The organism is Burkholderia sp. B21-005, assembly GCF_020843965.1.
GTDB classification, from domain to species: Bacteria; Pseudomonadota; Gammaproteobacteria; order Burkholderiales; family Burkholderiaceae; genus Burkholderia; species Burkholderia ambifaria.
In genome coordinates this window covers 1,854,210-1,878,905 of record NZ_CP086301.1, presented here as the reverse complement: position 1 = coordinate 1,878,905, position 24,696 = coordinate 1,854,210, and the positions used below count along the sequence as shown (strand labels likewise).

Sequence of the window (24,696 nt, the reverse complement as noted above, 5' to 3'; positions counted from 1 at the left end):
AATATCAAGATACCCCAAAGACCCTACAGGGAGAATGGAATGCATTCTTCAGGGGTCCGCACCATGCATAAAACGATTCGAACTTGTGTCACCGCCGCGGCCATTGCGGCAAGTCTCGCCGCGCTGCCTTCGCTGTCGCACGCGGCTTCGCCGGGCGACGGCATCAACCAGGGGGACGTACTGGTCCGGCTGCGCGCGATCAGCATCCAGCCGAACGAACGCGCGAGCGACACGCTGGGCGCGATCAACACCGGCGTGAACAACGCGATCGTGCCGGAGCTCGACTTCACGTACATGATCCGCGACTACCTCGGCGTGGAACTGATCCTCGGCACGTCGCGGCACCAGATGACGTCGAGCCTCGGCAATCTCGGCGGCGTCGGCGTGCTGCCGCCGACGCTGCTGCTGCAGTACCACTTCAACCATGCCGGCAAGGTGCGCCCGTACGTCGGCGCGGGCCTGAACTACACGTACTTCTACAACAACGGGCTCAATGTCGGCGGCGAGGGCGTGTCGATCAACAAGAGCAGCTTCGGTCCCGCGCTGCAGTTCGGCGTCGACGTGCAGCTCACGAAGAAGGTGTTCATGAACGTCGACGTGAAGAAGATCTGGATGAGCACCGATGCGACGCTCGGCGACAAGGGCATCGGCACGCTGCACATCGATCCGCTGATCGTCGGCGTGGGCGTCGGGATGAAGTTCTAGGCGCGCGCGGAAAAGAACAGAGTTGGGGTTGGCGGCATGGCAGTCGGCATGCCGCTCTTTTTTTGTGCGGCTTGCGCGACGGACGCGGGCGACGATTCGCAGCGCGCGTCGGCCCGCTCGTAATAGCGCGTCGTCGCAGGCGGCTTGGCCGGCAACGCGATCGCCAGGCGGCAGGACGCGCCGTCCGGCAACGCGACCCGCAGCGGCGTCGTCAGTTGGGCGCCCGTGAGCAGCAACCTGCCTTCGCTTCCGGTGACGGTCACGAACCGGTCGTCGTCGTCGGTGACGGTCGACAGCACCGGCAGCGGCACGCCGTCCGCCAGCGTCACGGTCAGCAGCACGCGCCGCGTTTGCTCGACGGCAAATTCGACGCGGCTGACCGAGCCTCGGCCGGCTTCGACGGTCTGTATGCCGTTCTTCAGGTCGAGATTGCGCGGCAGGCTTTTCGTGTTGATCCGGACGAGTGTTCGCGCGTACGCGGGCAGCGATGCGATGACGGCGCGGCCGTGGCGATCGGTCCAGACCGGGCCTGACGGCGTGATGAGTTCGATGCCGGCGCGATCGCCGACGCGGGCGAGTGCGAGCGTGTCGCGGATCTCATACGGCGACAGCATGCCGACGCCATCGAGCAGCGCGACCGCACCGCGCAGATTGATACCGAGCGTGGCGCGATCGGCGCCGTAGAGGCCCGCGTTGACGATCGCGCGCACATGCTTCGGCGTGGCGCTGACCGTCGCGCGGATCGACGGCGACCGGATCGCGGTGTCGTAGTCGGCCGCGACGCTGTAACTGCCGGTCCGGCCGAACGTGTCGGAATAGCGGGCGCCCGAACGCACCGAGTCGCCGGTGACGTTCGCAAAGGCGCTGACGCTGCGCGTGCCGATCGGCACGGTCGCGCTCACATAAACGTGGGTGCCGACGGCGCCGCGGGTGCCGAACGTCCGGCTCACGTTCAGCGCGAGCGAGCCCCGCCCGAGCGGGCGGGTCCATGCGCCGGCGATGCGCTGCATCGCGGGGCCGTCGACCACCGCGACCCGCGTGTAGTCGAACGACAGCATGCCGAACGTGCGATCGCGCCAGCCGAGCGCCGCCGCGAACTGGGTGCGCGCCGGCGGCGTGAATGCGTCGATCGACCGCACCGCATCGGTCAGTTCACGGTATCCGGACGTGCGGCGAACGAACGACACATCGGCGCGCAATGGCGTGTCGCCGTTGTTCGATAGCGCGAGACGCGTCTGGGCGCCGTGGCGACCGGCGGCGCGGGTGACGTCGACGCCGACGGCCGCGGCGACGCCGGCAAGCGGTGCGAATTCCACGCTCGCAGCGCCCGCCTGCAACGGCGACGACATGAGGATGCCGGCGTTGAGCCGCGCGCGTTGCCCGATCTGCCAGCCGCGCGTGGCGGTCGCGAGCCACGGGGCTTGTGCGTATCCGTCGTTCTGCAGGCGGCCGACCGCGATCGCCAGCCCTTGCGCGGCGGCGAGCCCGGCACCGGGCAGCGACGAACCCGGCACGATGAAATGCTGCACGTCGCCAGTGGCCTCGACGACGGTCACGTCGAGATCCGCGCTGCCGCTGACGAGCGGCAGGTCGGTCAGCGTGAACGGCCCCGGCGGCAACTGCGACGCATGGATCAGTACGCCGAGCTGGCGCACCTCGACGCGCGCCTGCGTGCGCGCGATCCCGGTCACGCGTGCGGCCGCGCCGGGCGTGACGGCGAGTGCTTCGTCCGGAAACATCTGCACACCGAACGTCCGGCCGATCGCGAACAGCGTCGAGCGCGGGACGATCTGCCCGGCCTGCAGCGTCGTGCCGCGCGATGCGAACGTGCGCTGGGCGTAGGCTGCCTGATGATCGATGCCGGCATGGCCGTCGACGACCGTGGCGATCTGGCTGCTGCGCACGATCCAGTCCGCCGCGTTGAAGCCGGCTTCGGTCGTGGCTTGCCAGTATTGCGACGTGCCGGCCGGGTTACGCGTCGTCATCGCGAGCAGGTCGTAGTTGACGAGCCCGGCGAAGCCGCCGTGCTCGAACATACCGGGCGTGCGCCGGCCCGTGTCGAGTGCGTCGGGCGGCACGACCAAGTCGACGGCGCCGTCGGCCGGGCGCAGCGTGACGATCGCCTGCGGATAGGCGCGCCGGTAGTCGTAGCAGGGCGGCGTGTCGGCGCTGGGGCTCCGCGCGGTCGCCGCAGTCGCATCCCGGAGCGCGTCGGGCACGACCAGGCCGGCCGCGCGCAGCAGGCCGGGCGTCGCGCACAGGTTGCCGTTGTCGTCGAATCGCGCATCGGCGCGTCCGGCGCGCTTGCCGTTGACCGTCAGCCGAACGGAAGCCGTGCCGGGCATGAAGCGCGGCGCGTGCGCGAAATAGCGGCTCGCCGCGGCGTCGATCCCGTGCTCGCGCAGCACGCCGGTATCGAACTCGAGCGTGTCGGGTGCGGTGGGGCCCGGGTCGGTGGCGGCGACGCACGGCATGCAGCTCGCAACGGCGAACAGCCCGAGCGCGAAGAGGCCGCGCGGGCCACGAATGGCACCTGACATCGCAGATCCGGAATCGAATACGCGGTGCTTACCGTTGCGTGGCCGCAGCGGCCGCAGCGGCCGCAGCGGCCGCAGCGGGGACCAGCGCCGCGTCGTAGTGATCGACCGAGTAGCCGTAGACGGTGGCGGGGAAGAGGCGCACGCGCTCCGGCGTCGCGGCCTCGCGGGCCAGTGCGATCCGGCGGGTCTGTCCGGCCAGCACGTAGGGTGCCGGCAGCGACACGATCTGCCCCGACGGCAGCAACTGCACTTTCTGTTCGAGACGCACCACATAGCGGCTGTCGTTGCGCACGATCAGCTTGCCGTCCTCGATCGACCACTTCAGCAGTTCCCATGGCCGGTCGTTGCGCGCGAGGTCTTGCGGCTGGATCAGCACCGGCAGGTTCTGGCGAATGATCGTCTGGATCTCGTTTTTGTTCTGGCGTTTCGGCGGAATGCCGGAGAACGAGACGCGGGCGAGGCGCTGCGTGGCGAGCGGCGCGTTGCCGGCGAGAACGAACCGGACGAGCTGCACCGCACCGCCTTCGACTCGCGCGATCGGGGGCGTCACGATGAGGAGCTCGGCCTTGTCCTCGGGAATGGGCTCGACCGTCGTATGCAGGAGCGTCGGGTGGGTGTCGGTGTTCCTGACCGAGATCGTTCCTTCGCCGTCGGCTTCGTCGACGATCACCACGGACGTCTCGGGCACGACGCCCATCGCGTGTACGACGCTCGAACCGATCAGGCAACCGAGGAGCGGGGCGAGCAACGACGCCCGCAGGGTATGGCGTGCAGGGAATTTCATGGCGGTGGCAGGTTAGGCGGTAATCGTGCTGCGCACCGCCGCTTCGGCGAAGCGGCGGTGCGGTCGATGCCTGTCAGGCAATCGACGCGATCGGAGGAAAGACGCGTACCGGAATTACAGGTACACGAGCGACACGGTGGCGAGGCCGTCGAGATTGATTTCCTGGCTCAGGTCGAGATTCGACGTCTTGTCGATCGCGGCCTGCACGTCGAGCGTGCCGGTGAAGACCTTCGCCGCGACCGGGACGGTCTGACCTTTCTTCGCCCACGACTCGTAGCCGCCGGTGTTATTGACAATCCCGTTGGACGCCCCCCAGGTGGCGCCGCTGGTGCTCGAATAAATCGAATCGACCGCCGCGCCATCCGCCGTGAATGAGTTCGTTCTGAAACGGAATGCAAAAGCGCCGATATTCTTGTCGCCGGCCGAGCCGAGGCCGAATTGCGTGTTAACCGAATTGGCCGAGCCGAAGAAATTGATATTGCCGGTAAATGCGCGGGTGCCGGCACGATTATCCTGCGCGCTCAGTGCGACGCGGGCGGCGGCGTCACAGGTGATCGTGATCGAATCCGACAGGACCGCGAGCAGCGTGGGCGCGGTCGGGCTGAGTTCGGCCGAGCCGATCAGTCCGTAATCGAACGTGCCGCCGCCGGCGAGCGTCGGCGTGCAGGCGCCGGGCTTGATCGTCCCGGTGACCTTGACGTCGAACGAGTCGGCGAACGCCGATGCGCTCCCCAGGGCGAGCAGACCTGCCATCACGACGTGCGACGCTTGGTTCGTCATCTTAACGAATTTCATCTGAGCGGTTTCCTTTAACTACCCGGAATTCCGAAGTCAATTCGGTGATCCGGTTTTTCGATTGGTGGAAGATAAATCGCTCGCCATAATTTCCGGAGAGCGGATGGAATTTATCAATTAGATTTAAGAATTGAAATCGTACTTGTACAGATTTTTACGGCGATTTCTATAGTATTTATAGAGTTTAATCGAGAAAATAATCCGATTTATCGATGGAAACTGGTGTTTCGATCGTTACGAATGTCAGATGTAATATTTTTCAGCTTCGATAAGGATCGGGCGGATTGGATTCAATCTGAGCGGACAATATCGAAGAACGGGCGGCGCGACCCCGGCATGCCTGTTGGCGACGGACGATCGTGACGAAGGACGCGCGGCGTCATCGCGCCCATGACGCTTGCCGGCAGCGGGAAGTCGGAACGGAAACGGAGTGCGTCGCGTCGATTGCGACGGAGCGAGTGCGGTGGTGACGCGGGGGGAGTGAGGTGCGGCCGGGCAGGCCCGCCAGCGGGCAGCCCGTGATCGGGCCCGCGGCGCCCGGGCGGGCGCATCGCGTCGGCATGCGCCGACGCGGGATGGCTTACAGCTTGTCGTACTGGAAGCGCATCGCGGTGCCTTCGCGCTTGATGCGCTCCCACACGGCCCGCTTTTCGTCGTCGCTCAGGAACACCCAGTTCGATACTTCGGCGGCCGTGCGACCGCAGCCCTTGCAGACTTCGTCGAAGAGGGTCGAGCAGACGCCGATGCAGGGGCTGTCAGGCAGGTCGTGGAGATTGGAGGCCATCGGAAGGTTTTGCGCCGTGAAATCGTCAGGGCGTCATTTTAATGCATGGAGGCCGGGCGGCCGGCCGGATGCCGGAGCGACGCCGGTGCGCACGCGGTTTCGCCACCGCTTTCTTTTCCTGATGGACAGGCGTCGATTAACCGATAGAATTCCCCCGGAACGCCCCGCCGTGCGGGCCGCCCGGGCGGCTTGCGGCGGGAATCTGTTCCGTTTGCGCGACACGGGCATGATTTTTTTGTGACGGCACGCGAATGATGGTAGCGTTCGGGGTTTTCGAGGGGCGGCGTGCCAGAATGCGCCGCCATGACGAGGCAGACGGCAGCCGGACACGCGGTCCGGCCGGAGGGAGAACGGGATGAAAGCAAAGGTAGTGGGCCGGTTCGCAGCGCTCGCGCTGTGCGTGGGTGCGTCGGCCGCAGCGGCGAAGGATACGCAGCTCAATATCTATAACTGGTCGGACTACATTGCGAAGGACACGATCCCGAACTTCGAGAAGCAGACCGGTGTCAAGGTTCGCTACGACAACTACGACAGCGACGACACGCTGCAGGCGAAGCTGCTGACGGGCAGCTCGGGCTACGACATCGTCGTGCCGACCAGCAACTACGCGGGCAAGCAGATCGCGGCCGGCATCTTCACGCCGCTCGACAAGTCGAAGCTGCCGAACCTCAAGCATCTCGATCCGCAACTGATGGCGCTCGTCGCCGGCGCCGATCCGGGCAACAAGTACACGGTGCCCTGGGCATACGGCACGACCGGTCTCGCCTACAACCTGACGAAGGCGCAGCAGGCGCTCGGCAAGGTCCCGCTCGACAACTGGGACATCCTGTTCAAGCCGGAAAACCTCTCGAAGCTGAAGACCTGCGGCGTGTCGGTGCTCGACGCGCCGGACCAGATGTTCGCGGCGGCGCTGCACTACATCGGCAAGGATCCGATGAGCACGAACCCGGCCGACTACAAGGCCGCGATGGAAGTGCTGAAGAAGATCCGCCCGTACATCACGCAGTTCAACTCGTCGGGCTACATCAACGACCTGGTCGGCGGCGACATCTGCTTCGCGTACGGCTGGTCGGGCGACGTCGTGATCGCGAAGCATCGCGCGCTCGAAGCGAAGAAGCCGTACAAGGTCGAGTACTACATTCCGAAGGGCGGCGCACCGGTCTGGTTCGACGTGATGGCGATCCCGAAGGACGCGAAGAACAAGGACGCCGCGCTGCAATGGATCAACTACATCGAGGATCCGAAGGTGCACGCGGCGATCACGAACGCCGTGTACTACCCGAGCGCGAACGCCGAGGCCCGCAAGTACGTGCGGCCGGACGTCGCGAACGACCCGGCCGTCTACCCGCCGGCCGACGTCGTGAAGACGCTGTTCCTGCTCAAGCCGCTGCCGCCTGAAATCCAGCGTCTGCAGACGCGTCTGTGGACCGAGCTGAAATCGGGCCGCTGACGCGAGCCGAAGTGAGCCAGCAGTCATGAAGCCCCTGGTGCCCCCGGGGGCTTTGTTCGTCAAACGCAGGAGAGAAGCAGCACATCATGAATAGCCAGTCGGGTGCGCCGGTTGCGGGCGCGCCGTCCTTCGTTCCTTCGTCCGGCGCGAATGCGCGCGCCGAGAACTTTGTCCAGATCGTCGACGCCGTCAAGAAATTCGGCGAGACCGAAGTGGTGCGCAACGTGAACCTGACGGTACGCCAGGGCGAGCTGTTCGCGCTGCTCGGCAGCTCGGGTTCCGGCAAGTCGACGCTTCTGCGGATGCTCGCGGGCCTCGAGACGGTCACCTCGGGCAAGATCCTGATCGACGGCGAGGACCTCGCGCAGATGCCGCCGTACAAGCGGCCCGTGAACATGATGTTCCAGTCGTATGCGCTGTTCCCTCACATGTCGGTCGAATCGAACGTCGCCTACGGCCTGAAGCAGGAAGGCACGCCGAAGGCGGAGCTGAAGGAGCGCGTCGCCGCGGCGCTCGAGCTCGTGCAGATGAGCAAGTACGCGAAGCGCAAGCCGCACCAGCTGTCGGGCGGCCAGCAGCAGCGCGTCGCGCTCGCGCGTTCGCTCGTCAAGCGCCCGAAGGTGCTGCTGCTCGACGAGCCGATGTCGGCGCTCGACAAGCAGATCCGCCAGCGCACGCAGATCGAGCTCGTCAACATCCTGAAGAAGGTCGGCGTCACCTGCATCATGGTCACGCACGACCAGGAAGAGGCGATGACGATGGCGAACCGGCTCGCCGTGATGAGCGAAGGGCAGATCGTGCAGATCGGCTCGCCGAACGAAGTCTACGAATATCCGAACAGCCGCTTCTCGGCCGAGTTCATCGGCTCGACGAACCTGTTCGACGGCGTCACGGTCGAGGACGAACCCGACTACGTGTACATCGAATCCCCGGAGCTGCCGAGCCGGTTGTACGTGAGCCACGGGATCACGGGCCCGCTCGGGATGCCGGTCACGGTGTCGGTGCGCCCCGAGCGGATCGCGCTCACGCGCAAGCCGCCCGAAGGCGCGTTCAACTGGGCGCGCGGCAGGATCACCAACGTCGCGTACATGGGCGGCTATTCGCTGTATCACGTGAAGCTCGATGCGGGCAAGACGGTGATCGCGAACGTGTCGAGCCTCGCGATCACCGAGCTCGACACGCCGTCGCTCGGCGACGAGATCTACGTGCGCTGGAGCGCGACCGCAGGCGTGGTGCTGACGTCATGAACACGCTCAAGTCCCTGCTCGCATGGCCCGTGCGGCGCTTCAGCCTGACCGGCGCCTCGGCGGTCGTCGCGGGGCCGTACACGTGGCTCGTGCTGTTCTTCCTCGTGCCGTTCGTGCTGGTCGTGAAGATCAGCTTCGCGGAGCTGCAGCTCGGCATCCCGCCGTACACGGAGCTCGCGTCGTACACCGACGGCGTGGTGCACATCGCGCTGAACCTGTCGCACTACGCGTTCCTGCTCACCGACAGCCTGTATTTCGCGACCTACGTGAATTCGGTGGTGGTCGCCGCGATCACGACGCTGCTGTGCCTGCTGATCGGCTATCCGATGGCGTACTACATCGCGCGTTCGAACCCGGCGACCCGCAACCTGCTGATGATGGGCGTGATGCTGCCGTTCTGGACGTCGTTCCTGATCCGCGTGTACGCATGGATCGGGATCCTGAAGAACAACGGGCTGCTGAACAACTTCCTGATGTGGATCGGCTTGACCCATACGCCGATCGAGCTGTACCGCACCAACTACGCGGTGTATATCGGGATGGTGTATTCGTACCTGCCGTTCCTCGTGATGCCGCTGTACGCGCACCTCGTGAAGATGGACCTGCGCCTGCTCGAAGCCGCATACGACCTGGGCGCCAGGCCGTGGCGGGCGTTCGTCCAGATCACGCTGCCGCTGTCGAGGAACGGGATCATCGCGGGCTGTCTGCTGGTGTTCATTCCGGCGGTCGGCGAGTACGTGATTCCGGAACTGCTCGGCGGCGCGAACACGCTGATGATCGGCCGCGTGATGTGGAATGAGTTCTTCAACAACGCAGACTGGCCGATGGCGTCGGCCGTGACCTGCGCGATGGTGCTGCTGCTGCTCGTGCCGATGGCGATGTTCCAGCACTTCCAGGCGAAGGAGCAGGAGGGCCGCCGTCGATGAAGCCGAATCGCTACCTGCAGTTCGCGGCGCTGTTTGCCGGCTTCGCGTTCCTGTACATCCCGATCATCAGCCTGATCGTCTATTCGTTCAACGAGTCGAAGCTCGTCACCGTATGGTCGGGCTTCTCGTTGCGGTGGTACTCGGCGCTCGTGGACGACGACGAGCTGCTGACGGCCGCGTGGCTGTCGCTGAAGATCGGCGTGCTGACCGCGTTCGCGTCGGTGTTCATCGGCACGTGGGCCGGCTTCGTGCTCGCGCGGATGGGCCGCTTTCGCGGCTTCGCGCTGTTCAGCGGGATGATCAACGCGCCGCTCGTGATCCCCGAGGTGATCCAGGGCATCTCGCTGCTGCTGCTGTTCATCGAGCTGGCGAAGTGGATCGGCTGGCCGGCCGAGCGCGGCGTGTTCACGATCTGGCTCGGCCACGTGATGCTGTGCATCTCGTACGTCGCGATCATCGTGCAGTCGCGCGTGCGTGAGCTCAATCCGTCGCTCGAGGAAGCCGCGCTCGATCTGGGCGCGACGCCGCTGAAGGTGTTCTTCACGATCACGCTGCCGCTGATCTCGCAGGCGCTGGTCGCGGGCTGGCTGCTGGCGTTTACGCTGTCGATCGACGACCTCGTGCTGTCGGCGTTCCTGTCGGGCCCCGGTTCGACGACGCTGCCGCTCGTCGTGTTCTCGCGCGTGCGCCTCGGCCTGAACCCGGAGATGAACGCGCTCGCGACGCTGTTCATCGTCGCGGTGACGGCCGGCGTCGTGATCGCGAACTTCGTGATGCTGCGCCAGGAACGCAAGCGGATGGCCGCGTTCGCCGTCTGACGTTCTCGCGCACAGGTTGCGCACGCAACGAAAAACGCCCGGTGCCGACGATGAGTCGGGCCGGGCGTTTTGTTTTGGGGTGCGCGCCGAGTGCGGCTCGCGGCTTAGGCGCCGAACGCCGCCTTCGCCAGCAGCCCGCACGCCACGCAGACGAGCACGGCCGCGAAGCCGGCCTGCACGTGCCGCGCGGACAGGTGCCGGGACGCGCTGCGGCCGACGGCCATCCCGAGCGCGGTCGCGACCGTGAACCACAGCATCATGTCGAGCGGCGCGCGCGTGCCCGACACGAGCGTCGCGAACACGCCGCCGGTGCCGACCAGCGCGATCACCATCAGCGACGTCGCGACCACGCCGTTCATCGACACGTTCGTGAACTTGCGCAGCATCGGCACGATCACGAAGCCACCGCCGACACCCAGCAGCCCCGTCATCAGTCCCGTCACCGCGCCGGTCGACGCGAGCGCGACGCCGACCGGCCAGGACCACACGAGCCGGCCCGTATCGGGATTCACGCGACCGACGCACAGCGGCGATTCGGCCGTGTCGCCGGGCGCGTTGCGTAGCGCCTGCCGTAGCAGGCGGCCCGCGACGACCAGCATCGTCAGCGCGAACAGCGCCAGCAGCACGCGCTGCGGCAGCACGTGCGCGAGCCGCACGCCGAGCGTCGTGAGCGGCACGCCGGCCACGGCCATCAGCAGCGCCGCGCGATAGCGCACGAGCCCGCGGCGAAACCCTTCGAGCGCGCCGAGCGCGGCACTGCCTGCGACCGCGACGAGCGCGACGGGCGTGGCTTGCTGCATCGGCCAGCCCATCCCGGCGACGAGCGCGGGCACCGCGAGAATACCGCCGCCCGCGCCGGTGAGGCCGAGCACGGCGCCGACGAAGCCGCCGAGTACGAGGGAAATCAGCATGATGTCAGCGGGTTCCGGTCAACGGGCGATCGCGGGCTTCGCGAGCCATTCGCGGCCCTTGAGCATCGCCTTCCAGTAGAGCGGCGGCAGCACGCGCTCCTTGAGCAGCCACGCGAGCCGCGACGGACGCTTGCCGTCGATCAGCCACGCGGGGAAGGTCGGCGCGACCTTGCCGCCGTACAGGAATTCGGCGAGCACGATCTTGCCGCGCTCGACGGTGAGCGGGCACGATCCGTAGCCGTCGTACGCGGCGTTGCCGAGCGCGCGGCCCAGCGACGCGAGCAGGTTGTGCGCGACCACGGGCGCCTGCTTGCGTGCGGCCGCGGCGGTTTTCGCGTTGGTCGTGTTGGTGACGTCGCCGAGCGCGAAGATGTCCGCGAACCGCCGGTGCCGCAGCGTCGCCGGATCGACGTCGATCCAGCCGGCTGCGTCGGCGAGCGGGCTCGCGCGCACGAAATCGGGCGCCTTCTGCGGCGGCACGACGTGGATCATGTCGAACGCCCGTTCGACGGTTTCCGTACCGCCGTCGGGCAGCGCACGCGTGAACGTCGCGCGTCGCGCCGGGCCGTCGATCGCGACGAGGTTGTGACCGAACGACAGCGCGATGTCATAGCGTTTCACGTACTCCATCAGCGCCGGCACGTAGTCGGCGACGCCGAACAGCGCGCCGCCGGCATTCAGGAACTCGACGTTCGCGGCGCCGAGGCGCCCCGTGCGCCGCCAGTGATCGCACGACAGGTACATCGCCTTTTGCGGCGCGCCCGCGCACTTGATCGGCATCGGCGGCTGCGTGAACAGCGCATTGCCGCCGCGGAACGCCTGTACCAGTTCCCACGTGTACGGCGCGAGATCGTAGCGATAGTTCGACGTGACGCCGTTGCGGCCGAGTGTCTGCGCGAGGCCGTCGATCGCGTGCCAGTCGAGCTTGAGCCCCGGGCACACGACCAGCCTGCGGTAACCGATGCGCCGGCAGCCGTCGAGCACGACCGTATGCGCGTCGGGTTCGAAGCCGGCGACCGCTGCCTGGATCCATTTCACGCCGCGCGGCAGCAGGTCGGCCATCCGGCGCGCGGTCGTGTCGGGCCGGAACACGCCCGCGCCGACCATCGTCCAGCCCGGCTGGTAGTAGTGGGTATCGGCCGGGTCGATCACCGCGATATCGAGCGACGCGTCGCGCGCAAGCAGGCTCGACGCGACCGCGACGCCGGCCGCGCCCGCGCCGACGATCACGATGTCGTGCCGCGCGTCGACGGCCGGTGCGGCCTGATGGCCGCCTGGCGCGAGGCCCTGCGCAAGACGCGGCGCGAGCGCGCCGAGGTCGTAGCCGGCCGCGGCGGCGATCGCGATGATGTCGCCGGCCGGGCGCCGACCAGCCTGCGACAGCGCCCACAGCGTCGCCGAACGCGTGCCGCTGCGGCAGTACGCGAGGACCGGGCCGGCGAGCGTCGTGACGAGCGCGCCGAACTGCGCGGCCTGATCGTCGGTGACCTTGCCAGTGTCGACGGGCAGGTCATGCACGGCGATGCCGAGCGGCGCGGCGGCGGCGCGGATCTCGGCGACGGTCGGCTGGTCGGCGCCTTCGCCGTCCGGACGGTTGCAGACGATCGCGCGGATGCCCGCTGCGTGCAGCGCGGGCAGGTCGGTCGCGGCGATCTGGGGCGAGACCGACAGCAGGTCGGTCAGCGGGCGGATGGTCATGTCGGGGTTCTCCGGTCGGGGCGGCGGCTCAGATCGCGTCGAGCGGGATCTTCAGGTAGCGCACGCCATTGTTTTCGGGCTCGGGCAGGTGGCCGGCGCGCATGTTGACCTGCACGGACGGCAGCATCAGCACCGGCATGTCGAGCGTCGCGTCACGCGCGGTGCGCATGGCGACGAAATCGTCCTCGGTCACGCCGTCCTTCACGTGCACGTTCGCGCGGCGCTGCTCGGCGACCGTCGTCACGAACTGCACGTCGCGCCCGCCCGGCTGGTAGTCGTGGCACAGGTACAGGCGCGTGTCGGGCGGCAGGCCCAGCACGCGCGTGATCGAGCGGTACAGCGTGCGTGCGTCGCCCCCGGGGAAGTCGCAGCGGGCGGTGCCGTAGTCGGGCATGAACAGCGTGTCGCCGACGAACGCCGCGCGCTGCGTCGCATCGTCGACGCAGTAGGTCAGGCATGCGGGCGTATGGCCCGGCGTATGCAGCGCGCGAATTGTCAGCGCGCCGAGCGCGAGTGTGTCGCCGTCGTCGAGCAGGCGATCGAACTGGCTGCCGTCCTGGGCGAAGCCGGGGCCGGCGTTGAACAGCGTGCCGAACACGTGTTGCACGCGGCGCACGTGCGAGCCGATCGCGATCCGGCCACCGACGTGCGCCTTCAGGTACGGCGCGGCCGACAGGTGGTCGGCGTGCACGTGCGTTTCCAGCAGCCAGTGCACGGTCGCGCCGAGTTCGGCGACGCGGGCGATCAGCCGGTCGGCGCTGGCGGTGCGCGTGCGTCCGGACTTCGGGTCGTAGTCGAGCACGCTGTCGATCAGCGCGCACGCGCGGCTCTCGGTATCGAGCAGCAGATAGCTGACGGTGTGGGTCGCCGGGTCGAAAAAGCCTTCGACCGACAGCAGGGGGGCATGGCTCACGGGATGTCCTCGATCGGGTTCTGCATCAGCAATCGGCAATCCCATGTTCAAGAAGCGTGCCAATCCGCGCCGCGAGGCGGGTCGATCCGGCAGGTAATTGATTCGGTTCGGATTTTCCGCGCGATCGCGATGCGTCGCGGGCGCGGCCGGCCGATGACCGCCAGTGCGCACTGCCATGTCTGGCAGTGTCGTGGCAGAATTGGCAGTCCGCCTGGCAGTTCGTCCGGCCATTCGTTCTCTCGCCTCCCCATGAATCCGCACGACACCATTCCGATCGTTCCCGCGCCGTCGCGCGCCGTCATGCCCGACGTGCGCGCGCTCGTCGCGTATCTGGAACAGGATCCGCAGCCGATGATCGTCCTCGATCCCGACTACCGCATCCTCGCGGCGAACGATGCGTACCGGCGCCAGTTCGGCGTGGCGGGCGTCGAGCACGTCGGCCGGCACTGCTTCCAGGTCTCGCATCACTACGACGTGCCGTGCGACCAGGCCGGCGAGCATTGCCCGATGAAGCAGGCGCTCGAGTCGCGCAGCCTGAACCGCGTGCTGCACATTCACCATACGCCGCGCGGCCCCGAGCACGTCGACGTGGAATTGCGGCCGATCTTCGACGCGCGCGGCGACGTGATCGCGTACGTCGAGCGGCTGACGACGGTGCGCAGCGCGTCCGCGCAGCCCAGCGCGGAAGGGCTCGTCGGCGGCGCCGACGCGTTCAATGCGGCACTCGGCGCGCTGCAGCGCGTCGCGCCGTCGATGCTGCCTGTGCTGCTGCTCGGGGAATCGGGTACCGGCAAGGAACTGTTCGCGCGAGCGCTGCACGAGGCGAGCGCACGCGCGATGGGGCCGTTCGTGGTCGTCGATTGTTCGGGCATCGCCGAGACGCTGTTCGAGAGCGAACTGTTCGGCTACGAGAAGGGCGCGTTTACCGGCGCGAACCAGCGCAAGCCGGGCCTCGTCGAGACCGCCCAGGGCGGCACGCTGTTTCTCGACGAAATCGGCGACGTGCCGCTGCCGATGCAGGTGAAGCTGTTGCGGCTGATCGAGTCGGGGACGTTCCGGCGCGTCGGCGGCGTCGAGGCGCTGCGCGCCGATTTCCGGCTCGTCGCGGCCACGCACAAGCCGCTGCGCGAGATGATCGACGACGGGCGGTTCCGGCAGGATCTCTACTACCGGATCAACGCGTTTCCGATTCCGCTGCCGGCGCTGCGCGAACGGCGCGGGGACGTCGCGCTGCTGGCCGAATCGATCCTGCGCCGCATCGCGAACGCGCGCGGCAACGCGGGCGACGTGAGCGCGCGGCCATTCGCGGCCCGGCCGTTCGTGCTGACCGAGCGCGCACGCGCGTGCCTCGATGCATATGCATGGCCCGGCAACATCCGCGAACTGCGCAACGTGCTCGAACGCGCATGCCTGTTCGCGGACGACGGCACGATCCGCGTCGAGCACCTGCCGGCCGAACTCGTCGCGGCGGCAGCGGCGCCGCAGGAGCGTGACGCGGACGCGCGCGGCCTGTCGGACGCGGAGCTCGTGCGCATCGCGCGCACGTTCGACGGCACGCGCAAGGCGCTGGCCGAGCAGGTCGGGATGAGCGAACGGACGCTGTACCGGCGGATGAAGGCGCTCGGTCTCGGCTCGCGCGAGCGCTGAACGGTAGCGCGAGGCTGGTGGTCGCACGCGGCTTTGTCGATAATGGCGCGTTCGATTCCCATGCCATCGCCGATGAAAAGACGTTTCCTTTCGCGTTGCCTGTTGCTTGCAGTCGCAGCGCTGGCCAATCCGGCCCGGGCCGCCGACTACACGTGGACCGATGCGGCCGGCGCGCATGCGGTGACGCTTGCCCGAACCGCGTCCGGCGACGACGTCGAGCTCAAGGTGTCGGCGACGCTCGACGGCCGGCCCGACTGGACCGTGCGCGATTACGTGAAGGCGTGCCCGGTCGACGTGATCCTCGACGTCGTGCCCGCGTCGATCGAGATGCGCGACCTGCTCGGCAACGGCCGCAAGCAGTTCCTGTTCGCCTACAGGATCGGCTGCCGCGGCGACATCAGCGCCGACCAGGTCAAGTACTTCCTGATCGACGCCGGCACGAAATACGTGTTGCGCGGCGAGGAAACCGTCACGGTCAAGGGCAAGTTCATGGATGGCGGCGCGGCGCCGGTGCCGAATGCGGACCTGAAGGCCCAGCCCGTGTTCCTGCGCTACATGACGAAGCACTGGCGCGCGATCAGCATGCGCGACTACGACTAGGCGGCCGCCGGGCCGTTGCGCGCGCTACAGGCGGGCGGCCGACACCAGCTGAGCATGCTGAACAATAAAAAATCACAATCGAACAACAATTAATTATCGTTTCACGATAATTATCGACGTACAATCGACGCACGTTCATTCCCCGTCGAGGACTTCGCATGCATTCCGATCGCATCGCCCGTATCAGCCAGAAGATGGCCACCGTCACGCTGGGGTTCATCGTCGGCATGCTGGTGCTCAACGCCGCGTGCTGGGCGTTTCCGTCACTGAACGCGGCCTCCGGGCCCGGCCTCGTGTTCGGCCTCACCGATTCGGTGATCTCGAACCTGCGCGTGGACGTCGCCGCCTTCCCGTGGTGGCAGAAGGCCGTCGGCATCCTGCTGTCGAGCGTGCCGCTGATTGCGCTCGCGAACGGCCTGCGTCATCTGCGCGCGTTGTTTCGCACCTACGCGCGCCGCGACTATTTCTCCGCGCAAGCGGCCGGCCATCTCGGCAAGACGGGCCGTGCGATCGGCCTGTGGGTGTTGCTGAGCCTGTTGTGCGAACCGCTGCTGAGCGTGTGGGCGACGCTGCGCGAACCGGTCGGCAATCGCGTGGTCAGCATCGGCTTCAGCCTGCCGTACGTGGTCGCGCTGTTCACCGCGGCCTGCATCGCGGTCATCGCGCACATCCTCCGGCAGGCAAGCGAACTCGATGCCGAACATCGGCAGTTCGTCTGAGGCGCGCGATGACGATCGTGGTCAAGCTCGATGTGATGCTCGCGACGCGCAAGGTCCGCTCGAAGGATCTGGCGGCGGCCGTCGGCATCACCGAACAGAATCTGTCGCTGCTCAAGCAAGGGAAGGTCAAGGGCATCCGCTTCGCGACGCTCGAGGCCATCTGCCGCTATCTCGACTGCCAGCCCGGCGACCTGCTCGCGTTCAGCGATGACGGTGTCGGCGAGCCGGACTGACACATCGCCGCCGCGACGTGTCGAGACGGCAGGGTGCCGTCGGCCGCGCATCGTCGCGCTGGCCGTCGCAGTCTCCGTATCGATTCACCTGCTCGGATGGTTCGTGCTGCAACAGGCATCGACGGCTACCGGCCCGAAAGCCGGGGCGCCGCCCCGGATCACGCTGCGTGTCGAACTGATTCCCGCGCGGCCCGCGCCCGGGGGGGGCGCGCGTGACGCCGGGCGAACCGGCCCGGTCGCGGGTGAGGGCGGCGTCGAGAGCGCCGTGCGATCGACGAAACGATCCGCCGCGGTTGCAACGTCGCGCATGACGATGCGGTCGACTTCGGATGTGGCGGGCGTTTCGCATCGGCAAGGCGAGACACCTGCCGGCGCAATCGCAAACCGATTTGAAAATCATCCCGAGACCGCATCAAGCCCCGACCTCGACTGGCGCCGCGATCTGGATGCAATCGGCTCGCGGCATGCGGCGGCGCGCAGTCCGGTGCAGGCGGCGGTCGGTGCATTGGGCGCGTCGTCCGGCGGCTCGGCTGTGAGCCGCGACACCGTCGACGCGAGGCTGGCCGATGGCATGTCGGACGCCCGTCGCGCCGACTGCCGGCACGCCTATTCGGGCGCGGGCCTGCTCGCATTGCCGATGCTCGCACTGGATGCGGTTCGCGACACCGGCTGCAAATGGTGAAACGGGCGGCATGCGGGAAACCCGTCTGCCGCCCGCACCTTCATGCGCTCAACAAGCTCAACAAGCTCAACAAGCTCAACAAGCTCAACAAGCTCAACAAGCTCAACAAGCTCAACACGCTCAACAAGCTCAACACGCTCAACACGCTCAACACGCTCAGCGCGCAGGCACAAGCTGCGCCATCGCCTCCCGCACGAAACCGAGCAGCGTGTCGTCGACCCACGAATCCTTCGTCAGCGCCGGCTCGTTCATCAGCGCATGGCGAAATTTCGCGTGCGTGGCCGGATCATGGCCCGCGTAGCTGCAGAACAGATCGAGCCAGCGCTGCGCGAGCGCGCGGCCTTGCGGCGAATCGGGCGTCGCGCCCGCGTCGATCGCGTCGCGTACATCGGCCATCAGTTGCGGCCATTCCATCGCGCGTTCGCCGTAGTGCGCCCGCATGAAGCGGATCTCGTCCGGCGCGAGATACTTCTCGAAAATGCGCATTTTCGACTCCGCCGTCGCGCGCAGCACATAGTCGCGCAGCGCGGTCGAAATGCCGATCTTCGACTGCATCGCCGGTTCCCGTTCGTGCATCAGGTTCAGCTTGGCGAGCAGCCGCGGGTCGTTGTTCGTGTCGCGCACGAGCAGCGCCATCCAGCGAGCGGCGAGCGCTCGGACGCGCTCGTCCTCGGGCGGCACGCCCGCGTCGTGCAGCGCGCGGACCTCGCCGATGAGCGCGATCCATTCCGCATCGCCCGCCTGGCTCTTCTGGTACATCGGCAGGCGCGCAAGTTCTTCCTCGGAGAAATATTTGTCGTACACGGTCATCAACTCCAGTGTGGTGAGCCAATCGGCCAGTTCCGGCTCCGTGCCCGCCGCGAGCTGGGCGTGCAGGCTCACGAGCCGCTCGCGTAGCTGCGCGGTCTGCGCGAGCTGAAGGTCGAGCAGCGCGATCTGCTTGGCGACGAGATCGACGAGCGGGGTGGTGCCGGGCTGGTTCAGGTGGTCGCCGATTTCGGCGAGCGACAGTCCGAAGCGACGCAACGCCTGGATCTGGTGGAGCCGGGCGATGTCGTCACGGTCGTACAGCCGGTAGCCGTTGTCGGCGCGCGCCGAAGGCGTCAGCAGACCGATGGCGTGATAGTGATGAAGCGTGCGGACGGTCAGCCCGCTGCGTTTCGCCAGCTCTCCCACTTTCAGTCGCATTCGTTCCTCCGTTCGGTGCGCACACTGGAGTCTCGAACGTTACGCTACGTGAGGGTCAAGCGGAAGATCGCGGATCGGCGCGCGGGATGGCCCCGCGCGCCGTGCGCCCGAAGGAAACCGCGCGTTATTGCGGCGACGGTGGTGACGGCGGCGCGTCGGGCGCGGCCGTGCGCGCCTGGGTGGCGGGGGCGTCGTGAGCCGCGTTGCCGGGATTGCCGGCCATATCGGCTTTCCCGGCTTTCCCGTCCTTGCCGGCGCCGTCGACCGGCGGCGTGCCCATCGCCTGGTAAAGCCGTGCGGTATCCGCGAACCGTGCGCCGGTCGCGCGAAGCTCGTCGAGCCGCGCATTGCGGTACTGCAGCTCGCTGGCGCGCGCGGCCGACGGCGGCAGCGCGCCGAGCCGCACGCGGGCGGCCGCGTCGTCGTACGCGCCGCGCGCGGAAAGCGCGGCGTGCGACGACGCGTCGAGCGCCTCGGCATCGTGCTCGAGCGCCGCGAGCGAATCGGCCACATTCTGGAACGCGCCGAGCACGGCCTGCTTGTACTGGTCGACCGCGGCCTCGTAAGTCGCCTTCGCCGCGCGGCGCTGGGCGAGTAGCGCACCGCCGTGGAAGATCGGCTGGCTCAGCGACGCGCCGACATTCCAGATCGAGCCGGCGCCCGACAGCATCGTCGGCCAGCTGAAGCCACCTTTGCCCATCGCCGCCGACAGCGATAGCTGCGGGAACATCTGCGCGGTCGCGAGGCCCACTTCGGCCGCAGCTGCCTTCAGCCCGGCGTCGGCGGCCTGGATGTCCGGGCGGCTTTGCAGCAGGTCCGACGGCACGACGACAGGCACCTGCTCGGGCAGGTGCAGGTCGGCGAGCGCGAGATCGGCCGGCGGCCGGTCGGGCGTGCGGCCGACCAGCACCGAGAGCGCATGGCGGGCCGAGTCGCGTTGCTGGCGTAATGCGGGCAGGCTCGCCGCGAACGTGTCGGCGCTTTGCCGTGCAGTCAGCGCGTCGCTGCGCGACGCCGAACCGAGCGCATGGCGGCGTTCGGCGTCGTGCGCCTGATCGTTCGCGCGCGCGACGAGCCGCTCGGTCGTCTCGATCTGCGCATTGAGCACCGCCACGGTGATCGACGCGGTGACGATGTTCGCGGCCAGCGCGCGCCGTGCGGATTCGAGCTGGAACGCACTGACGTCGACGCGTTTCGCGAGCGCGCGATTCGCGAAGCGCGACACGCCGAACAGGTCGATCGTATAGCTCGCCTGCAATTGCCCGACGAACGTGTCGTACAGCAGCGTCGGCGCGCCGAGGGCGGGAATCGGCACGCCGAGCGCGCGCTGGCGCGTGGCCTGGGCGCCCGCGTCGATCGACGGCAGCATCGAGCTGCCGATCTGCCCGCGCAGCTGCTCGCGCGCGGCATCCAGCGAATGCGACGCCGCGCCGAGCGTCGGGCTGTTGCGCAGCCCTTCGTCGACGAGCGCGTTCAGCGCATCGGAACGATACTGCGTCCACCAGTCGGGCACCGGCTGTGCGCCGACCTCGAACTGCTGCGCGACGCCTTGCGCGGATACCGTTTGCTGCACTTGGGGCATGGCGCCGTAATGCGCGGGCGACGGCATTGCGGGCGGCTCGCCGCTCGGCGCGAACCATGCGCAGCCGGCCAGCGGGCCGACGAGGCTCGCGGCCGCGAGCGCCCGCGCGGCCTTCGTTTTCAGGTTCATCGACAGTTCCATGGTCAGGCTCCCGACGGCGCGGCAGGTGTGCCGTCGTGTGGTTCGTGCGGGTCGCGTTCGTCACGCTTCACGCGGAACCACGCGGCGTACAGCGCGGGCAGGTAGAACAGCGTCAGCACGGTCGCGCTCGTGATCCCGCCCATCAGCGCGGTCGCCATCGGCCCGAAGAAGTTCGAGCGCAGCAGCGGGATCAGCGCGAGCACGGCGGCCGCGGCCGTCAGCGTGATCGGACGGAAGCGCCGCACGGTCGCGCCGACGATCGCGTCGAGGCGTCCGTGGCCGGCCGCGATGTCCTGCTCGATCTGGTCGACCAGAATCACCGAGTTGCGCATGATGATCCCGAACATCGCGATCACGCCGAGCATCGCGACGAAGCCGAACGGCTGGCCGAACAGCAGCAGCGTGCCGACCACGCCGATCAGCCCGAGCGGCGCGGTCAGCACGACCATCAGCACGCGCGAGAAGCTCTGCAGCTGGATCATCAGCAGCGTGAACACGGCGATCGCCATCAGCGGCATCTGCGCGTTGATCGACTTCTGCGCTTTCGCGCTTTCCTCGACCGACCCGCCGATGTTGATCTGGTAGCCGACCGGCAGTTGCGCGCGCAACGCATTCAGCTTGCCGTCGATCGTATGCGTGACGTCGATGCCCTGGGCGCCGGCGCGTACGTCGGACTGCACGGTGATCGTCGGCTGGCGGTCGCGCTCCCACACCACGCCGTATTCGAGTGCCGGCGTGAAGCGGCCGAGCGAGCCGAGCGGCACGGGGCCGTTCGGCGTCGGCAGCGCGAGGCCCGCGAGCTTCGCCGGGTCGACACGGTCCGCACGCGGCGCGCGCAGGTCGACCGCGATCAGCTTGTCGCGTTCGCGATACTGCGTGACGGTCGTGCCGGACAGCGTCATCGCGAGGAAGCTCGACACGTCCTGCGACGTGACGTTCAGCTCGCGCGCCTTCTTCTGGTCGAGCTCGAAGCGCACCGAGCGCTCGGCCGGCTCGTCCCAGTCGAACTGCACGTTCACCGTGCGCGCGTCGCCGCGCATCGTCGCCGCGACCTTCTCGGCGATCGAGCGCACGGTCGCGATGTCGTCGCCGCTCACGCGGAACTGCACGGGGTAGCCGACGGGCGGCCCGTTCTCGAGCCGCGACAGGCGCCAGCGCACGGCCGGGAACTGGTCGCGCAGCGTGGTTTCGAGCCAGGTGGCGAGCTTCTCGCGATCCTTGACCGATTTCGCGGTGACGACGAACTGCGCGAAGTTCGGCAACTGCAGCTGCTGGTCGAGCGGCAGGTAGAAGCGCGGCGCGCCGCTGCCGACGAAGCTCACCGAATGATCGATCTCGGGCCGCTTGTCGAGCACCTTCTCGAGGCGCTCGGTCTCGCGCAGCGTCGCGGCGAACGACGCGCCTTCGGGCAATCGCACGTCCACGAGCAGCTCGGGGCGATCCGAGCTCGGGAAGAACTGCTGCGGCACGAGCGAGAAGCCCATCAGCGCGACGACGAAGAGCGCGCCGGTGATCAGCAGCACGACGAAGCGCCGCTCGATGCACCACTCGACCCAGCCGCGCAGCCGCGTGTAGAAACGCGTGTCGTAGATGTCGTGCTCGTGATCGTCCGGCAGGTGGGCTTCGTGCGCGTGCTTCTTGCGCTCGGGCAGCAGGTGATAGCCGAGCAGCGGGATCAGCACGACGGCCGCGAACCACGACGCGATCAGCGCGATCGCCGACACCTCGAAGATCGAGCGAGTGTACTCGCCGGTGCTCGACTTCGCGAGCGCGATCGGCAGGAAGCCCGACACCGTGACGAGCGTGCCCGTCAGCATCGGGAACGCGGTGCTGGTGTACGCGAACGCGGCGGCGCGCGCCCGGCTGTAGCCCTGCTCGAGCTTCACGGCCATCATCTCGACCGCGATGATCGCGTCGTCGACGAGCAGCCCGAGCGCAAGCACCAGCGTGCCGAGCGACACCTTGTGCAGCCCGATGTCGAACAGGTACATGAACAGGGCGGTCACGGCGAGCACGACCGGAATCGAGATCACGACGACCATCCCGGTGCGCAGGCCGAGCGACACGAGGCTCACGACCAGCACGATCGCGATGGCTTCGGCGACGGCTTCCAGGAAATCGTCGACCGAATGCGCGACCGCGTGCGGCATGCTCGACACCAACGTCAGCTTGAGGCCCGCCGGCAGTTGCGCCTGCAGGTCCTTCGATTCGGCATCGAGCGCCTTGCCGAGCCGGATCACGTCGCCGCCCGGCTGCATCGTCACGCCGATGCCGAGCACGGCACGGCCGTTCGTTCGCATCTGCGTGACGACCGGATCGTCATAGCCGCGCTTCACCGTCGCGAGATCGCCGAGCCGGAACGTGCGGCCGTTGATCCGGATCAGCGTGTCGGCGATCGCCGCGACGTTGTCGAACTGGCCGCTCGGCCGCACGAACACGCGATCGTCGGCGGTCGTCAGCACGCCGGCCGACGAGATGTCGTTCTGCGCGTTGATGGCCTGCCCGAGCTGCTGCGGCGAGATGCCGAGGCGCGTGAGCTGCGTGTTGTCGGCCTCGATGAAGATCCGCTGATCGGGGTCGCCGAAGTAATCGACCTTGCCGACGCCCGGCACGCGCAAGAGCACGGTGCGCAGCTGGTCCGCATAGTCGTGGAGCTGCGCGGGCGTGAAGCCGTCGCCTTCGAGCGTCCAGATGTTGGTGTAGACGTCGCCGAACTCGTCGTTGAAGAACGGACCCTGCACGCCGGGCGGCAGCGTATAGCCGATGTCGCCGACCTTCTTGCGGATCTGGTACCAGGTCTCGGGCACGTCCTTCACGGGCGCCGCGTCCTTCATCGTGAAGAAGATCAGCGATTCGCCGGGCCGCGAATAGCTGCGCAGGAAGTCGATGGCCGGCGTTTCCTGCAGCTTGCGGCCGATCCGGTCGGTCACCTGTTCCTGCACCTGCCGCGCGCTCGCGCCGGGCCAGAACGTGCGGATCACCATCACGCGGAACGTGAACGGCGGGTCTTCGGATTGCGCGAGCCGCGTGTACGCGAGGATGCCCGCGAGCGTCGCGAGCGCGATCAGGTAGACCACCAGCGCCTGGTGGCGCAGCGCCCATGCCGACAGGTTGAAGCGGCCTTCTTCGCGGGGGCCGCTCATGATGCGAAGTCCTGCGGGTGCAGCGGCGCGACCGGCCGCACCTTCTCGCCCGCGCTGACCGTATGCACGCCCTGCAGCACGACGCGTTCGCCAGGCTGCAGCCCTTGCGACACGGTGACGGTGCGTTCGTTGAAGCGGGCGACGTCGACGCGGCGCAGTTCGAGCGTGTCGTCCTTGGCGCGCACGACCCACACGGCCGGATGCGGGCCGTCGTGGAACAGCGCGGTCGCGGGCAGCGTGATGCTCGGCGCGTTGCCGGCAACCGGTGCGCCGTCGAACGCGACGTTCGTGGTCATCCCGAGGCGGACGGCCGGATCGGGCGCGGCGAGCGTGAGCTTCACGCGATAGGTGCGGCTCTGCGGATCGGCGGCCGGCGCGATCTCGCGCACCTTCGCGGCGAACTGGCGGCCCGGCAGCGACGGCAGCGTAACGCTCGCCGCATGACCGGGCGTGAGCGACGCGAGCGCGGCCTCGGGCACGTCGCTGACGACGTCGACGTCGCCCGACCACGCGAGCTGGTAGACGGCCTGGCCGGCCGATACGTTCTGGCCGGTGTCGGCCTGTTCCGCGGTGATGGTGCCCGCGTGATCGGCGACGAGCGTCGCATAGCGGAGCTGGTTCTTCGCGAGCGCGAGCTGCTGCTGCGCCTGGTCGCGCTGCGCGAGCGCCGACGTGTAGCTGTTCTGGGTCTGTTCGAGCTGCGCGGTCGCGATCAGGTTCTCGCGCGCCTGCGCGCGGTCGCGGTCGAGCTGCTGCTTCGCGAACGCGAGGCTGTGCGTCGCGGCATCGAATTGCGCCTGCGCACTCGCGGCGTTCTTTTCGACGTCGGACGGATCGAGCAGCGCGACGACCTGGCCGGCCTTGACCGTATCGCCGAGCCGCACCTTGCGCTCGACGATCTTGCCCGCGATGCGGAACGACAGCGGCGTCGCATAACGGGGCTGGATCTCGCCGGGCAGCGTGGCCGCGACCGCGGCGCCGTCGGCGTGCGCGGGCAGCGCGACGACCGGGCGCGGCGCGGGCGGCGCGGCTTCCTTCGGGTGACAGGCGGCAAGGATGAGCGCGGTGCCGATCAGCAGCACGGCGCGGGAACCGGAGCGATTCACGAAACCCCCAGATCAGGTGAGAGCGGAACGAAGCCGGCAAGCGCGGCGAGCGCTTGCCCCGAGTGGCGCCGGGTCGGCGCGCAC

Annotated in this window: 21 protein-coding genes; 10 read left to right on the top strand and 11 right to left on the bottom strand. The window is 67.9% G+C overall.

Annotation, left to right across the window (positions count from 1 at the left end; genetic code table 11):
• The first annotated feature begins 63 nt into the window (after positions 1 to 63).
• Positions 64 to 705, top strand: a complete 642-nt coding sequence (locus LMA02_RS08810) for an OmpW/AlkL family protein (RefSeq protein WP_012363958.1) — start codon at positions 64 to 66, stop codon at positions 703 to 705.
• Here the strand turns inward: LMA02_RS08810 and LMA02_RS08805 are convergent.
• The 4 genes from LMA02_RS08805 to LMA02_RS08790 form a co-directional block, all read right to left on the bottom strand.
• Positions 702 to 3,245, bottom strand: a complete 2,544-nt coding sequence (locus tag LMA02_RS08805; RefSeq protein ID WP_228904318.1) for a fimbria/pilus outer membrane usher protein — start codon at positions 3,243 to 3,245, stop codon at positions 702 to 704. The two genes, LMA02_RS08810 and LMA02_RS08805, sit on opposite strands and share 4 nt — an antisense overlap.
• Positions 3,246 to 3,273: 28 nt before the next feature.
• Positions 3,274 to 4,029 (bottom strand): fimbria/pilus chaperone family protein, encoded by a 756-nt coding sequence (locus LMA02_RS08800; protein ID WP_228904316.1) that lies wholly within the window; start codon positions 4,027 to 4,029, stop codon positions 3,274 to 3,276.
• A gap of 114 nt (positions 4,030 to 4,143) precedes the next feature.
• Complete coding sequence (locus tag LMA02_RS08795; RefSeq protein ID WP_228904314.1) at positions 4,144 to 4,782, bottom strand: DUF1120 domain-containing protein; 639 nt, start codon at positions 4,780 to 4,782, stop codon at positions 4,144 to 4,146.
• A gap of 622 nt (positions 4,783 to 5,404) precedes the next feature.
• A complete protein-coding gene (locus LMA02_RS08790) occupies positions 5,405 to 5,608 on the bottom strand; it encodes a DUF1289 domain-containing protein (protein WP_228904312.1) in 204 nt (67 codons plus the stop codon).
• A gap of 355 nt (positions 5,609 to 5,963) precedes the next feature.
• Between LMA02_RS08790 and LMA02_RS08785 the strand changes: the two genes are divergently transcribed.
• From LMA02_RS08785 to LMA02_RS08770, 4 genes are all read left to right on the top strand, one after another.
• Entirely contained in the window at positions 5,964 to 7,058 is a 1,095-nt protein-coding gene (locus LMA02_RS08785; RefSeq protein WP_105788906.1) for a polyamine ABC transporter substrate-binding protein, read from the top strand.
• Positions 7,059 to 7,144: 86 nt separating this feature from the next.
• Positions 7,145 to 8,305: an ABC transporter ATP-binding protein gene (locus tag LMA02_RS08780; RefSeq protein ID WP_228904310.1), complete on the top strand. Its 1,161-nt coding sequence runs from the start codon at positions 7,145 to 7,147 to the stop codon at positions 8,303 to 8,305.
• Positions 8,302 to 9,231, top strand: coding sequence for an ABC transporter permease subunit (locus tag LMA02_RS08775; RefSeq protein ID WP_228904309.1), 930 nt, complete (start codon positions 8,302 to 8,304; stop codon positions 9,229 to 9,231). The genes LMA02_RS08780 and LMA02_RS08775 overlap by 4 nt, the downstream gene beginning before the upstream one ends.
• Positions 9,228 to 10,049: an ABC transporter permease subunit gene (locus tag LMA02_RS08770; RefSeq protein WP_228904308.1), complete on the top strand. Its 822-nt coding sequence runs from the start codon at positions 9,228 to 9,230 to the stop codon at positions 10,047 to 10,049. The genes LMA02_RS08775 and LMA02_RS08770 overlap by 4 nt, the downstream gene beginning before the upstream one ends.
• A gap of 104 nt (positions 10,050 to 10,153) precedes the next feature.
• Here the strand turns inward: LMA02_RS08770 and LMA02_RS08765 are convergent, their stop codons facing one another.
• The 3 genes from LMA02_RS08765 to LMA02_RS08755 are packed head-to-tail and all read right to left on the bottom strand — an operon-like array spanning position 10,154 to position 13,616.
• Positions 10,154 to 10,960, bottom strand: coding sequence for a sulfite exporter TauE/SafE family protein (locus LMA02_RS08765; protein ID WP_228904307.1), 807 nt, complete (start codon positions 10,958 to 10,960; stop codon positions 10,154 to 10,156).
• An 18-nt stretch (positions 10,961 to 10,978) separates the two neighbouring features.
• Positions 10,979 to 12,658 carry a bifunctional protein tyrosine phosphatase family protein/NAD(P)/FAD-dependent oxidoreductase gene (locus LMA02_RS08760; protein ID WP_228904305.1) on the bottom strand — a complete coding sequence of 560 codons (1,680 nt, stop codon included), beginning with the start codon at positions 12,656 to 12,658 and terminating at the stop codon, positions 10,979 to 10,981.
• Positions 12,659 to 12,686: 28 nt separating this feature from the next.
• Complete coding sequence (locus LMA02_RS08755; protein WP_416378646.1) at positions 12,687 to 13,616, bottom strand: MBL fold metallo-hydrolase; 930 nt, start codon at positions 13,614 to 13,616, stop codon at positions 12,687 to 12,689.
• Between the two features lie 204 nt (positions 13,617 to 13,820).
• On the opposite strand from LMA02_RS08755, the gene LMA02_RS08750 reads away from it, so the two are divergent.
• The 5 genes from LMA02_RS08750 (at position 13,821) to LMA02_RS08730 (ending at position 17,452) form a co-directional block, all read left to right on the top strand.
• On the top strand, positions 13,821 to 15,218 hold the full coding sequence (locus tag LMA02_RS08750; RefSeq protein WP_228904301.1) for a sigma-54 interaction domain-containing protein: 1,398 nt from the start codon (positions 13,821 to 13,823) through the stop codon (positions 15,216 to 15,218).
• Positions 15,219 to 15,290: 72 nt separating this feature from the next.
• Positions 15,291 to 15,818 (top strand): M949_RS01915 family surface polysaccharide biosynthesis protein, encoded by a 528-nt coding sequence (locus LMA02_RS08745; RefSeq protein WP_228904299.1) that lies wholly within the window; start codon positions 15,291 to 15,293, stop codon positions 15,816 to 15,818.
• A gap of 158 nt (positions 15,819 to 15,976) precedes the next feature.
• A complete protein-coding gene (locus LMA02_RS08740; protein ID WP_228904297.1) occupies positions 15,977 to 16,537 on the top strand; it encodes a DUF2975 domain-containing protein in 561 nt (186 codons plus the stop codon).
• A gap of 8 nt (positions 16,538 to 16,545) precedes the next feature.
• Complete coding sequence (locus LMA02_RS08735) at positions 16,546 to 16,770, top strand: helix-turn-helix domain-containing protein (RefSeq protein WP_006754510.1); 225 nt, start codon at positions 16,546 to 16,548, stop codon at positions 16,768 to 16,770.
• The gene (locus LMA02_RS08730; protein WP_228904295.1) at positions 16,745 to 17,452 is read left to right on the top strand and encodes a hypothetical protein; all 708 of its coding nucleotides are present in this window, start codon (positions 16,745 to 16,747) and stop codon (positions 17,450 to 17,452) included. The genes LMA02_RS08735 and LMA02_RS08730 overlap by 26 nt, the downstream gene beginning before the upstream one ends.
• A 156-nt stretch (positions 17,453 to 17,608) precedes the next feature.
• Here LMA02_RS08730 and LMA02_RS08725 read toward each other — a convergent pair whose 3' ends face one another.
• The 4 genes from LMA02_RS08725 to LMA02_RS08710 form a co-directional block, all read right to left on the bottom strand.
• The gene (locus tag LMA02_RS08725) at positions 17,609 to 18,640 is read right to left on the bottom strand and encodes a MerR family transcriptional regulator (protein ID WP_228904294.1); all 1,032 of its coding nucleotides are present in this window, start codon (positions 18,638 to 18,640) and stop codon (positions 17,609 to 17,611) included.
• A 124-nt stretch (positions 18,641 to 18,764) separates the two neighbouring features.
• Positions 18,765 to 20,363, bottom strand: a complete 1,599-nt coding sequence (locus LMA02_RS08720) for an efflux transporter outer membrane subunit (RefSeq protein WP_228904293.1) — start codon at positions 20,361 to 20,363, stop codon at positions 18,765 to 18,767.
• A gap of 2 nt (positions 20,364 to 20,365) precedes the next feature.
• On the bottom strand, positions 20,366 to 23,506 hold the full coding sequence (locus LMA02_RS08715) for an efflux RND transporter permease subunit (protein ID WP_228904291.1): 3,141 nt from the start codon (positions 23,504 to 23,506) through the stop codon (positions 20,366 to 20,368).
• Positions 23,503 to 24,612 carry an efflux RND transporter periplasmic adaptor subunit gene (locus tag LMA02_RS08710; protein WP_228904289.1) on the bottom strand — a complete coding sequence of 370 codons (1,110 nt, stop codon included), beginning with the start codon at positions 24,610 to 24,612 and terminating at the stop codon, positions 23,503 to 23,505. The genes LMA02_RS08715 and LMA02_RS08710 overlap by 4 nt, the downstream gene beginning before the upstream one ends.
• Positions 24,613 to 24,696 lie beyond the last annotated feature (84 nt).